The sequence below is a fragment of the Pseudomonas sp. rhizo66 genome (genome assembly GCF_031931925.1).
GTDB lineage: Bacteria > Pseudomonadota > Gammaproteobacteria > Pseudomonadales > Pseudomonadaceae > Aquipseudomonas.
In genome coordinates this window covers 61,455-73,640 of record NZ_JAUJWZ010000002.1, presented here as the reverse complement: position 1 = coordinate 73,640, position 12,186 = coordinate 61,455, and the positions used below count along the sequence as shown (strand labels likewise).

10 protein-coding genes are annotated in these 12,186 nt (G+C 59.5%); 2 read left to right on the top strand and 8 right to left on the bottom strand.

What is annotated here, in order from left to right; translation table 11 throughout:
* Positions 1-53: 53 nt before the first annotated feature.
* The 4 genes from gltP to QZR14_RS02350 form a co-directional block, all read right to left on the bottom strand.
* Complete coding sequence (gene gltP, locus QZR14_RS02365; RefSeq protein WP_034152229.1) at positions 54-1,385, bottom strand: glutamate/aspartate:proton symporter GltP; 1,332 nt, start codon at positions 1,383-1,385, stop codon at positions 54-56.
* A gap of 701 nt (positions 1,386-2,086) precedes the next feature.
* Complete coding sequence (locus tag QZR14_RS02360; protein ID WP_250605531.1) at positions 2,087-2,551, bottom strand: inhibitor of vertebrate lysozyme family protein; 465 nt, start codon at positions 2,549-2,551, stop codon at positions 2,087-2,089.
* A gap of 2 nt (positions 2,552-2,553) precedes the next feature.
* Entirely contained in the window at positions 2,554-2,718 is a 165-nt protein-coding gene (locus tag QZR14_RS02355; protein WP_003177151.1) for a DUF1328 domain-containing protein, read from the bottom strand.
* Positions 2,719-2,790: 72 nt separating this feature from the next.
* Entirely contained in the window at positions 2,791-3,075 is a 285-nt protein-coding gene (locus QZR14_RS02350; protein ID WP_127925304.1) for a hypothetical protein, read from the bottom strand.
* Between the two features lie 428 nt (positions 3,076-3,503).
* Here QZR14_RS02350 and algB point away from each other — a divergent pair, with 428 nt between their 5' ends.
* Both algB and QZR14_RS02340 read left to right on the top strand, forming a co-directional pair.
* Positions 3,504-4,850, top strand: coding sequence for a sigma-54-dependent response regulator transcription factor AlgB (gene algB / locus QZR14_RS02345; RefSeq protein WP_047297450.1), 1,347 nt, complete (start codon positions 3,504-3,506; stop codon positions 4,848-4,850).
* A 10-nt stretch (positions 4,851-4,860) separates the two neighbouring features.
* Complete coding sequence (locus QZR14_RS02340) at positions 4,861-6,651, top strand: KinB sensor domain-containing domain (RefSeq protein WP_311995804.1); 1,791 nt, start codon at positions 4,861-4,863, stop codon at positions 6,649-6,651.
* Here QZR14_RS02340 and QZR14_RS02335 read toward each other — a convergent pair.
* The 4 genes from QZR14_RS02335 to QZR14_RS02320 form a co-directional block, all read right to left on the bottom strand.
* Positions 6,648-8,261, bottom strand: coding sequence for an EAL domain-containing protein (locus tag QZR14_RS02335; RefSeq protein ID WP_250605896.1), 1,614 nt, complete (start codon positions 8,259-8,261; stop codon positions 6,648-6,650). The genes QZR14_RS02340 and QZR14_RS02335 overlap by 4 nt on opposite strands.
* Before the next feature lie 76 nt (positions 8,262-8,337).
* Entirely contained in the window at positions 8,338-9,120 is a 783-nt protein-coding gene (locus QZR14_RS02330; protein ID WP_311995803.1) for an N-acetylmuramoyl-L-alanine amidase, read from the bottom strand.
* A 101-nt stretch (positions 9,121-9,221) separates the two neighbouring features.
* The gene (locus QZR14_RS02325) at positions 9,222-11,297 is read right to left on the bottom strand and encodes a GGDEF domain-containing protein (protein ID WP_311995802.1); all 2,076 of its coding nucleotides are present in this window, start codon (positions 11,295-11,297) and stop codon (positions 9,222-9,224) included.
* Complete coding sequence (locus tag QZR14_RS02320) at positions 11,294-12,172, bottom strand: endonuclease/exonuclease/phosphatase family protein (protein ID WP_311995801.1); 879 nt, start codon at positions 12,170-12,172, stop codon at positions 11,294-11,296. Before QZR14_RS02320 ends, QZR14_RS02325 begins: the two co-directional genes overlap by 4 nt.
* Positions 12,173-12,186: the final 14 nt, after the last annotated feature.

Here is a 12,186-nt window from a genome sequence, read left to right as displayed (position 1 = left end):
TTTAACAGCAAGATCAACAGATCGCAGCCTGCGGCAGCTCCTACAGGGGGGTGTCAGTTCTTGGAGATTTCGCCTGCCGGCAGTTTTTCCTTGCTGCGCCAGTGCGGCAGGGAGTTCCAGTAGCGCTGGCCTTTGGCGTCGTCGTACATACCTTCCCAACGCGCGATTACCAGTACCGCCAAGGCGTTACCAATCACGTTCAGAGCGGTACGCGCCATGTCCATGATGCGGTCGACACCGGCAATGAACGCCAGGCCTTCCAGCGGAATACCAACGCTGCCCAGAGTGGCCAGCAGCACCACGAAGGAAACGCCCGGTACACCGGCGATGCCTTTGGAGGTGACCATCAGCGTCAGGACCAGCAGCAGTTGCTGGCTGATCGACAGGTCGATGCCGTACAGCTGGGCAATGAAGATGGCGGCGATGGACTGGTACAGGGTCGAACCGTCGAGGTTGAACGAGTAACCGGTCGGTACCACGAAGCTGCAGATGGCTTTCGGTGCGCCGTAGGCTTCCATCTTCTCGATCACGCGCGGCAGCACGGTTTCCGAAGACGCGGTGGAGTAGGCCAGCACCAGCTCATCCTTGAAGATGCGCATCAACTTGATCACCGAGAAGCCGAACAGCTTGGCGATCAGGCCCAGCACCACGAAGGCGAAGAAGGCGATGGCGACGTAAACCAGGATCACCAGTTTCGCCAGCGGCAGCAGCGAGGCAAAGCCGAAGTTGGCCACGGTCACCGCGATCAGCGCGAACACGCCGATCGGCGCGTAGTTCATGATCATGTGGGTGACTTTGAACATGCTTTCCGAAACGCCCTGGAACATCTTCACCAGCGGTTCACGCAGGTCCGACTGCAGGCTCGACAGACCGAGACCGAACAGCACGGAGAAGAAGATGATCGGCAGCATTTCGCCGCGGGCCATGGCCGCGAAGATGTTCGACGGGATCAGGTTGAGGATGGTCTCGATGAACGCATGTTCATGTTGTACTTCGGCGGCGGTCGCCTGGTACTTGGAGATGTCGACCGTACCCAGGGTGCTCATGTCGATGCCGGTGCCCGGGTGGAACAGGTTGGCCAGCAGCAGGCCGACAACGATGGCGATGGTGGTGACGATTTCGAAATAGATGATCGTCTTCAGGCCAATCCGCCCGAGTTTCTTGGCGTCGCCCACGCCGGCGATGCCGACGATCAGGGAAGAGATGACGATCGGGATCACGATCATCTTGATCAGACGGATAAAGATATCGCCTGCCGGTTGCAGGACGTTGCTGATCCACCAGGCCTTCTCGGCACTGAAGTGGTTGAGCAACGCACCAATTGCAATACCCAGAACCAGACCGATGAGGATCTGCCAGGCGAGGCTGATTTTTGCCTTCTTCATTATCTTTACCCTTACTTGCGTTTGACTCAGGCACATGCAGGAACTGGAACGCTCTTAGCGGAAAAGTCTATGCATCTGCCTCCGTATAAGGTGCCCCGAAGCGCGTATTTACGGCTCTTCGGCAGGCGAAAAAAGGCGCAACTATTCCGATGCAAGGTTGCGCCGTCTAATGCCGTAAACGCCTACCCTATGCCGAATCGGCATGAGCTTTTTTAAATGAAACTGGCGTCCCAACCGGTTCGATTGTGACATTTCGGCCGGCATAAGTGCCGTGAACCGGCCATCACAGCGTAGATTGGTTGTTTTTTGAACGAGAAAAATCGACGAAATTTTTAGGAAAAAGCCTACGAAGCAAGACTAGAAGTCCTACTGTTTAAGCGGTCTCTTTGTCGATATACGGTCGCCATGAAACACCGCGTAATGTTTTCGCGCGCAGTGTCAGCGATAGAAAGGGTGAGCTGGACGCTCTGGATCAATGTTTTGCGTGTTGGAAAGCTCAGCGCAAGTCCGTCGAGCCACTGAGGGTCGGCGAACCTGCGACGCAGCTTTTACCCTGACCCGGCCCTTGCGCAGGCACTCCCTGTACCCGTAGGTCACTCCGACCCTGCAACAGTCAGAACGTCCCGGCCCCTTGGTCATGCGCCTTCCTTCCTCAGGTGGGCGCAATGGAAGGCAGCAGGGCTGCTGCCTTCATGTTCAAATCAGTACCACTTCGGATCTTTCTTCAGGGTTTCCATCAGCAGATCCTGCATGCCTTGGTCGGGTTTACCGAAGAAGCGATAAGTCGCATGTCGCGTCGGCGACTTGTCTTGCGGCAGGCCTTCCGGCACATCAACCAGCATGGCGTAGGCATCATCCTTGTCGAAACTGAACGCCACGATGAGGCGGTGGTTCAGGCATTTGTCCTGACTCTCGCAGAGCGGGCCCACCAGATACTGGTCACCATCCTCAGTAACCGCGTTCATTTGTTGCTCGGATGTGCCGGATAGATTGACTACCCATTCCGGTACCCGCTCTTCCTTTTTGATCACACCTTCCCAGGTTTCACGGTACTGCGCGTCAGACGCAAGCAGCTCGTTGACCCGCGCCTGGCCATCATTGGCCGCCATCGCCATGGCACTACCGCCCAGAAGCAAGGCGGCTGCCAGTGTCTTAAACACAGTCATCGTTAACCTCGGCCGCGACGGCCAAAGAAGAAGGAAGCGATGAACATCACCAGGAACACGACAAAGAGAATCTTGGCGATACCCGTGGCGGTGCCCGCGATACCACCGAAGCCCAGTACTGCAGCGATGATGGCAATGATCAAGAATGTAATTGCCCAGCTCAACATGGTGATTCTCCTTACTTCTCTATTTAGGGGTGTTACGTGTTCTGGCGCCGCGCGCCCGAATTCATGTGTTCTTTAGAAAACCCAGCGCTCTTCACGCGGCAGCTGATCCAGTGGCTGTGCCTGATCGACATCCATCATGCGCATCGAGGCACTCTCGGCCTGGCTGCTGCTGACGGCGCTGAAGTGCGTTTGCGTGCTGTGCTGGATCGAGATCAACGGCTCAACCTGCTGACTGTTTTCCCAGCGCAGGTATTGCTGGCAAGCAATCAGAGTGATCAACAGCGCCAGTACGCCAAACAGGCCTTGCTGGATGTGCAGTGGCGAGATACGCACTTGGGCGGCACGTTGGCGAGTCATCCTGGGTTCCTCACTCTCTTGTTGGGTTGGGCAATTCATTTCTGCCCGGGCTGAATGAGGTATTGCAGCCTGCATGCCAGGTTTTTATTTGAAAAATATTCAATAAAATCAATAATTTATGTGTGATGGAAAAAACGTTTGCGACGCATCCTGCACGATGGGGCATCCGGGATCGTGCGCAATGCACGATTTTTTCGTAGGAGATTTCATTCTTATGGAATTGAGAGCAGGGCGCAGATGTCAGAAAAGTACGCAGGGAATGCCCTGCAAATCGGCATTTGTTTAAAAAAACAACAAAATCAACGTATTGGCCGTAAAGGCAGGAGAGAGCTACCCTCCTATGGCTGGCATCGTTCAGAATCAACCATGCAACTTGCCCGATTTTTCCGGGACTAACCCAAGACCAATCACTATGGAGCGTAGGAAAAATGGAATCTGCCACTGAGCATCAAGGCCGCATTCTGCTGGTGGACGACGAATCCGCCATCCTGCGTACCTTCCGTTATTGCCTTGAAGACGAGGGCTATACGGTCGCCACTGCTAACAGCGCGGCTCAAGCCGAGGCGCTGCTGCAACGCCAGGTCTTCGACCTGTGCTTCCTTGATTTACGTCTGGGCGAAGACAACGGTCTCGACGTGCTGGCGCAAATGCGCATTCAGGCGCCGTGGATGCGCGTAGTGATCGTCACCGCGCATTCGGCCGTGGATACCGCTGTCGATGCGATCCAGGCCGGCGCCGCCGACTATCTGGTCAAACCGTGCAGCCCGGACCAGTTGCGTCTGGCTACTGCCAAGCAACTGGAAGTGCGCCAACTGTCGGCGCGCCTCGAAGCCCTCGAAGGCGAGATCCGCAAACCGAAGGACGGTCTCGATTCCCACAGCCCGGCGATGAAAGTCGTGCTCGAAACTGCTCGCCAAGTCGCCGGCACCGACGCCAACATCCTTATCCTCGGCGAGTCCGGCACCGGTAAAGGTGAGCTGGCTCGAGCGATTCACGGCTGGAGCAAGCGCGAGAAAAAATCCTGCGTGACCATCAATTGCCCGTCGTTGACCGCTGAGCTGATGGAAAGCGAGCTGTTTGGCCACAGTCGAGGGGCGTTTACCGGTGCCAGCGAAAGCACGCTCGGTCGTGTCAATCAGGCTGACGGCGGTACGCTGTTTCTTGACGAGATCGGCGATTTTCCGCTGACATTACAACCCAAGTTGCTGCGTTTTATTCAGGACAAGGAATACGAGCGGGTAGGTGATCCGGTTACACGCCGCGCTGATGTGCGCATCCTCGCGGCGACCAACCTCAATCTCGAAGACATGGTCCGTGACGGCCGATTCCGTGAAGATCTGCTTTATCGCCTCAATGTGATCACTCTGCACCTGCCGCCTCTGCGCGAGCGTGCCGAGGACATCCTGACGCTGGCCGATCGCTTTCTCGCCCGCTTCGTTAAAGAGTACGCACGTCCGGCGCGCGGCTTCAGCGACGAGGCACGCGAGGCGCTGCTCGGCTACCGCTGGCCGGGCAACATTCGTGAGCTGCGCAACGTGGTCGAGCGAGCAAGCATCATTTGCCCGCAGGAACGCGTGGAAATCAGCCACCTCGGCATGGCCGAACAACCGGCCAACAATGCGCCAAGAGTCGGTGCGGCGTTGAGTCTCGACGAGTTGGAAAAAGCTCACATCGGCGCGGTGCTCGCCACCGCCGGCACCCTGGATCAAGCGGCGAAAACTCTGGGCATCGACGCCTCGACCCTGTATCGCAAGCGCAAGCAGTACAACCTGTGAGCGCCCGACGATGAAACTGGCGATGAAGTTGCGGACCCGTTTGTTCCTGAGTATTTCCGCGCTCATCACCGTGGCCTTGCTCGGGCTGCTGCTCGGGCTGGTCAGCGTGATGCAGATGGCGGGAACGCAAGAAACCTTGGTGCGCAGCAACTTCGTCACGTTGGATCTGGGGCTCAAATTGCGCCAGACCCTGGGTGATCAACTGATCATCATGATGGCTGAAAAGCCCGACCCGGTAGCGTTCGAAGCGTCGAAACAGCATTACTTCCAACTGCTCGACGAAGGCATTGCCCAAGAGCAAGAAGGTGATGGTCGGCAGTACGGGTTCAGTCAGGCCAAAGCGGATTACCTGAACTTCCTGCAATCGTTCGATCTGTCGCGTGACCCCGCCAGTTCGATGAGCAGCAGCGCCGACTTCAGAGAGCGCTTCAATACACTGCGCAACGGGCTGATCGCCGAACACAAACATGCACTGGATAACATCAACGCGGTACAGCATGAGGCACGCGACCGCGCGTTGCTGATCGCCGGTCTGCTGGGCTTTGTCGGGCTGGCGGTGCTGATCATCGGTTTCATCACGGCTCACGGCATTGCCCGGCGTTTCGGCGCTCCGATCGAGGCGCTGGCGAAAGCCGCGGACAATATCGGCCAAGGCAATTTTGAAGTGACCCTGCCGATATCCTCGGCGATGGAAATGAACCTGCTGACTAAACGTTTTGGCCTGATGGCCGAGGCACTGCGCGAGCATCAGGCGACCAATGTCGACGAATTGCTCGCCGGTCAGCAGCGCTTGCAGGCGGTACTCGACAGCATCGATGACGGCTTGCTGATGATCGACCGGCAAGGGCATCTGGAGCACCTCAATCCTGTCGCTCAGCGGCAATTGGGCTGGGAAGATGACCGTCTCGGCCAAGGACTGGGGACGGCGCTGGAGCGCCCGGAGCTGGATGCGCAGCTGCAACTTGTACTGCGCGGGGGCACCCTGGAGCGGGCGCCGGAAGATCTGAGTATCGAGGTCGACGGCGAATCCCGCCTGCTGACCTACAGCCTGACCCCGGTCAGCCACACCCAGGGCCATATCCTCGGCGCGGTGATGGTGTTGCACGATGTCACCGAGCAGCGCGCCTTCGAACGGGTACGCAGTGAATTCGTCTTGCGAGCCTCACACGAACTGCGCACGCCGGTCACCGGCATGCACATGGCATTCGGCCTGTTCCGCGAACGGGCGAAGTTTCCTGCAGACTCCCGCGAAGCCGATTTGCTCGACACCGTGAATGAAGAAATGCAGCGCCTGATGCAATTGATCAACGACTTGCTCAACTTCTCGCGTTATCAGAACGGTCTGCAGAAGCTCACACTGGCGCCGTGTTCCATCGAAGATTTGCTGGAGCAGGCGCAGCTGCGCTTTGCCGATTCGGCGGCAGCCAAGGGCATCGTCCTGAATGTCGAAGTTCAGGGGCCACTCCCGCGTTTGCAGGCTGATCAGGCGCAGCTTGATCGCGTCCTCGACAACCTGATCGACAACGCCTTGCGCCATACCGCCCGCGCCGGTCAGATCCGCTTGCAGGCACGTCGGCATGGCGAGCGGGTGATTATCAGCGTCGAAGACAACGGCGAAGGTATTGCCTACGGCCAGCAGGGGCGGATATTCGAGCCGTTCGTGCAGGTTGGACGCAAGAAGGGCGGTGCCGGCCTGGGCTTGGCGCTGTGCAAGGAAATCGTCCAGCTGCATGGCGGACGCATGGGCGTTTACTCGCGGCCGGGGCAGGGCACGCAGTTTTATATGGCGCTCGCCGTCTAGGCTTCATCATCCATGCGCCGTCCGGCGAGGCGCCGGCCACGGGTGATCAGTTCGATGAACTGCACCGCGCTCAGCGCATGGGCGAATAGCCAGCCCTGACCGAATTTCACGCCTTCACTGCGCAGCAATTGCGCTTGGGATTCGAGTTCGATGCCTTCGGCAATCACCTTGAGATCCAGCGCTTGGGCCATGTGAATGATGTGTGGGGCGACGCCGCTGCTGGCCGCGTCATGGCCCAGTGCATCAATGAACGCTTTGTCGATTTTCAGGCAATCGACCGGCAAGGTTTGCAGGTAGGCGAGGCTGCAATAGCCGGTGCCGAAGTCGTCGATCAACACCTGATGACCAACGTCGCGCAAGGCTTGCAGGTTTTCCCGTGCCACCACCACATCAATCAAGCCACGTTCGGTGACCTCGAAGGCAATCTGTTTCGCGGCCACGCGATGCAGGGTAAGCAGCCGCGCCATGACCTGGCCGATGCGCGGCACCATCACGTCGCAGGCCGCCAGGTTGACCGAGATGTACAACTGCGGATTGGCCCGCAGCAACTGGCCCAGTTGCTCGAGCAAGCGCTGCAGGACGAAGTCGGTCATCTGCCGGATCTGCCCGGTGTTTTCTGCCATGGGGATAAACAGGTCGGGGCTGGTCAGCGTGCCGTCGGGGCGACGCCAGCGCAGCAGGGCTTCGGCGCCGACGCAGTTGCGGCTGTCGAGGTCGAAGATCGGCTGATAGAGCACCTGCAGCTCGCCGCGGCGGATCGCACCGTGAAGTTCGGCATCCAGAGACTGACGCTGGCGCACCAGTAAAAACACGAAAAACCCGACAAAGGCGCCGAGCAGCAGACACGCCGGGATGATCCACCACCAGACAGCCGGAATGTGCATGCCGGTTCTGGGGGTGATCAGCACCAGCTGATATTCCGGGTTGTCGGTGGGCATGCGGTAGATCAGCCGGGTCTGCGTGACTTGCAGGGCATCGCGACTCTTCGGGGGCCAGTGTTCTGTGGGCGGCCAGGCTTGCGCCGTGCCCAGCACCGGGATGGCGCGGGTGCCATGGTCGAGCACCACCAGCAGGCTGCTGCCGGGCGACAGGTCGACCATGTCGGTCAGGTGTCCGCGCGAGGTGGCCACGCGGAAATTGCCGCGCCCCAGCATCAACGCCGCACGGTTTTCATCGGGTTCGGTGGTGGTGTTCAGCCAATAGCTGTAGGTCGGGCCTTTGATATCAGGCGCTCGAACGCCCGACAGGCCTTCCTGGCGCGGACGGTTGGAGCAGATCCGCGAAGCGTCCATATAAGCCGCTTCGTAAACGAAGCGATAGTTGAAGGTGACTTGCTGCAGCGTGGCGATCATTTCATCGTCACAACTGCGCAATGGCTGCGCCTCCAGGTCATCGAGACTTTCACGCAACTGGCCGAACAACTGTTCGAGGCGGGCGAGGAAGCGTTCGCCTTGCGCGTTCATTTGCTGACTTTCGCTTTGCTCGACCTGACGCATCGCCACGAACATACCGCCGGCGATCAGCAGGCTGGCACTGAGGACAGCCGCGATCATCGCCAAAAACCAGGGGCGATAAAACCAGCTACGCAGCGTCTCTCGGGTAGCAACCATCATGGAATATCCGAAGAATTACCAATGAGTTATAGCTGCTGATTGCAATTTCGCCCTGACCGTCGGGCGGGCGTCATTATTTTGTCTGATTGAGTACCAGCAGCAACGCGGCCGTTTGTGCATCCGGCGTGCCGTCGAAGCGCGCAGGGCGGAAGTGCATCTGGAAGGCGGCGATGACATGACGCGTCGCAACGTCAAGTTCGCCGGTCTGCGGCGTGTCATACCCCAAGTGCGCCAACTGCGCCTGGAACCAGCCAATGCTCGGCAGTTCGCTGTTGTTGAACAGCATTTGCTGGCGCGCAACGGCCTGTTCGTTCGGCCATATGCCCAAGCCTTCGGCGGCGAGTCGCTTCCATGGAAACAATGGCCCTGGATCGAGTTTGCGCAGTGGCGCGATGTCGCTGTGGCCGATGATATGGCGCGGGCTGATGCCATTGCGTTTGCTGATGTCTTTGAGCAGGGCAATCAGCGATTGAATTTGCGCTTCGCTATACGGGTACCACAGGCGCCCGGTGGGGGTGTCCTTGAAACCCGGATTGACGATTTCAATGCCGATCGAGCTGGAGTTGAGCCAGGTGCGGCCTTGCCACTGGCTTTCGCCGGCGTGCCAGGCGCGCTGGTTTTCGTCCATCAGTTTGTAAACGGTGCCGCCCTTGTCGTCGCCGATCAGGTAGTGACTGCTGACTTCGCCGTGGGTCAGCAATTGCAGCGAGCGCTCCAGTGAGGCCGAGGTGTAATGCACGATCACGAATTGGATGCGGCTGTCGTAATTGGCCGAAGGATGGCTGGTGTTGTAACGCGGGCCACTGGCACAACCGGCCAGAACGAGCAGCGACGTGAGGAGGGCAAATAATTTCATGGCAAAGGGCAGTACACGCAAGACAGTAATGCAACAGTGTAACGTACTGCCTTGCGCGTCGACGGTCAGCGGGCGGATTTAAACAAAATGGAACAATTTGCTCAGCCCAGCTCGACTCGGTTGCGTCCGGCGTTTTTCGCCCGGTACAGCGCCTGATCGGCTCTTTTGAGCACCAGATCGCTGTGTTCTCCCGCACGGAATGTCGCCAGCCCCATGGAGATCGTGATTGTCACGCGCTCACCCTTGAAGTGGAACGGGCAGGCTTCAATAGCCGCGCGCAGGGTTTCCAGCAGCTTGGCGCCGACCGCTGGTGGCGTCGCCGGCATCAGCAGAACGAACTCCTCACCACCGAACCGGGCAATGAAATCCGAGCCGCGCAGGCGTTTGCGCAGCACGGTGGCGATGATTTTCAGCACCTTGTCGCCAGCCAGATGGCCATAGTTGTCATTGATCCGCTTGAAGTGATCAAGGTCGAGCATGGCCAGGCTCAGGGTATTGCCGTGCTGTTGCCACTGCTTGATTTCATGCTCGAGGCGTTCGCTCCACGCGGCGCGGTTGGGCAGGCCGGTGAGCGGGTCGATCAGGGCTTTCTGGCGTTGTACTTCCAGGTGTTCGCGGAAGCCTTGAGCTTCCTGCTCCATATGCGCCACGCGCTCGGACAGGCTTTTCAGTCGCGTGGCGACTTCCTGCTCGCGGGCGTCGCGCTGTTTCTGGTGCTGGTCCATGGTGCCGAGCAGGCCCTCGAGATGATTCTCCAGCACGTGCTTGAGGTCTTCCAGGTCCGCCGCTTCCTGCACGCTGGTCTGCAGGCCGTCGACTTGCTCGCGGATTTGCGTGTCCATGGCTTTCGCCGCCGAGCTGTTGTCGGCATGGCCTGCACTGGCGGCTTGCAGATTGCTCTGGAACGCTTCAAGGCGTTCGTTGAGTTGCTGCAGATAGGCTTCGAATTCGTGTTGGCCGCTGTCGGTGATCGCCAGCATCAACGTCGCCAGATCGTCGAGGATCGGGATCAGTTCGTACCAGTTCAACCCGTGTTTAAGCCGTTCGCGCATGGCTTCGGCTTGCGGGCGGTGGCGTTCAGGCAGGGTCAGGTCGTCGAGCAGGCCGATCAGGGTATCTTCGATGTGTTTGGCCACGGAGCTGTAGGACGGCTCCGGAGTGTCCGGCAGGGCGAACAGGATGTCGTGTTCGGCTTGTTCCGGGTCAATGGCCGCCAGCGCCTGCGCGATGGGTTCGGGCAGGGGCAGGCTGTCGAGGATCAGTGGCGATGGATCACCGGGGTAGATCAGTTCATCGGGGTTGATCGCCTCAGCGGTCGGCGGTTGAGCCGGCGCTGAAGCCGGGGCGAAAACAGGTTCGGGTTCGAAGCGCTCTGCCGCCGGTTCGGCCGGTTCACTGATGACTTCATTGACGACCGTGGGCGGCACAAAGGCAACCACGTCTGCCTGTTCCAACTGTGTTGGGGCGGCTGGCGTTGTTGGCTCGACAACAGGTGCAGCTGCTTGGATGGCGGGAGCTGCCGATACCGGCTCCATCGCCGTGACAGGCGCGGGCGGTGCGGTTTCCGGTGCGGGGGGCGGTGCAGCCAGCGGTTGCGCCGTCGGCGCGGCTGGAACCTGCGCGGGCGATTCTGTCACTTGTGCTTCTTCGCTATCGCGACTGCCAAACAGGCGCTGCAACAATCCCGGACGTCCCGGTTCTGCCGGCGTCTCCAATTGGCTCAATGCCTTGCCCTGCAAACCACTGAGTTCACTCAGCAACAGCGGCATTTCCCGCGCCGAGCCGACGCGGCTATCCAGCTGTTTGGCGAATTTCTTCAGTGGCTGGGCGACCTCACGGGGCAGCGGCAACGCCTGCAACTGCGTGACCAGCGACGTCAGCGCGGTGCTGACTTGATCGATGCGGGTTTCGCGGCGCTGCTCGGAATCGAGCACGGCTTTTTCCAGGCGCGGTAGCAGGGCGGCGAGGCCGGCGTCCATGTCGTCGGTGCGCACCACATCGCGCATCTCTTTCATGCATTGATCCACGACCTTGTCGGTGCCCTCAGCCGCGAGTGTGCTGCGCACCAGGCCGCGCCGCAGCAAGTCGAGCCTGGCGGCCCAGCGCCGTTCAAGGTTGTCTTGCTGTTCGATGCTTTTGAGGTACTTCTCTTTCCAGCGCTGGGCGTCGTCGCTCATTCAGGGGTTCCGCGAGGGGCAGGACTCAACGCGGGCAATGCATCGGCCGTGAGCGAACCCGGCAGACGAATCTCTACCGCGACCGGCAGGTGATCGGAAATCGGTTGTGCCAGCACTTCGACCTTTTCCAGGGTGAGGGTCGGGCTGAGCAAAATATGATCAAGGCAACGCTGAGGGCGCCAGCTGGGGAATGTCGCTTCCACCTGCGGGGCGAGCAAGCCGAGATCGCGTAACGGTGACTGTTGTAGCAGATCGCTGGCATGGGTGTTCATGTCGCCCATCAAAATCTGATGTTTATAACCACCGATCAGCTCACGAATATAGGCCAGTTGCAGGCTGCGCGTTCGCGCGCCAAGGGCCAGGTGCATCATCACCACTACCAGCGCTTCCGGGCCTTCGCCGAAACGCAGGAGGATCGCGCCGCGACCTTTCGGGCCGGGCAACGGGTGATCTTCGATCGCCCACGGGCGCAGGCGACTGAGCACGCCATTGCTGTGCTGGGCCAGTCGACCGAGGTTGCGATTGAGTTGTTGATACCAATAAGGGAAGGAGCCGAGCTGCGCCAGATGTTCGACCTGATTGACGTAGCCTGAACGCAGGCTGCCGCCATCGGCTTCCTGCAGGGCGACCAGATCGAAGTCACCCAACAAGTCACCAATCTTTTGCAGGTTGCCTGAGCGCCCGTTGTGCGGCAGCAGGTGCTGCCAGCTGCGAGTCAGATAATGCCGATAGCGCTCGGTGCTGATGCCGACCTGGATATTGAAACTGAGCAAGCGCAGACGCTGGTCTGCGGGCAGGCCCGTCGATGCCAGGTGATGCTCGTTGACCTGCGGATCATGCAGGCCAACGGTGCGTTCAGACTTCCAGCGGCGCATGGCGGCTGCCGCGC

What these genes read in the sequence shown, in the direction of transcription:
- gltP (WP_034152229.1), bottom strand. Translation starts at nt 1,385, where the DNA reads ATGAAGAAGGCAAAAATCAGCCTCGCCTGGCAGATCCTCATCGGTCTG.
- QZR14_RS02360 (WP_250605531.1), bottom strand. Translation starts at nt 2,551, where the DNA reads ATGACTGTGTTTAAGACACTGGCAGCCGCCTTGCTTCTGGGCGGTAGT.
- QZR14_RS02355 (WP_003177151.1), bottom strand. Translation starts at nt 2,718, where the DNA reads ATGTTGAGCTGGGCAATTACATTCTTGATCATTGCCATCATCGCTGCA.
- QZR14_RS02350 (WP_127925304.1), bottom strand. Translation starts at nt 3,075, where the DNA reads ATGACTCGCCAACGTGCCGCCCAAGTGCGTATCTCGCCACTGCACATC.
- algB (WP_047297450.1), top strand. Translation starts at nt 3,504, where the DNA reads ATGGAATCTGCCACTGAGCATCAAGGCCGCATTCTGCTGGTGGACGAC.
- QZR14_RS02340 (WP_311995804.1), top strand. Translation starts at nt 4,861, where the DNA reads ATGAAACTGGCGATGAAGTTGCGGACCCGTTTGTTCCTGAGTATTTCC.
- QZR14_RS02335 (WP_250605896.1), bottom strand. Translation starts at nt 8,261, where the DNA reads ATGGTTGCTACCCGAGAGACGCTGCGTAGCTGGTTTTATCGCCCCTGG.
- QZR14_RS02330 (WP_311995803.1), bottom strand. Translation starts at nt 9,120, where the DNA reads ATGAAATTATTTGCCCTCCTCACGTCGCTGCTCGTTCTGGCCGGTTGT.
- QZR14_RS02325 (WP_311995802.1), bottom strand. Translation starts at nt 11,297, where the DNA reads ATGAGCGACGACGCCCAGCGCTGGAAAGAGAAGTACCTCAAAAGCATC.
- QZR14_RS02320 (WP_311995801.1), bottom strand. Translation starts at nt 12,172, where the DNA reads ATGCGCCGCTGGAAGTCTGAACGCACCGTTGGCCTGCATGATCCGCAG.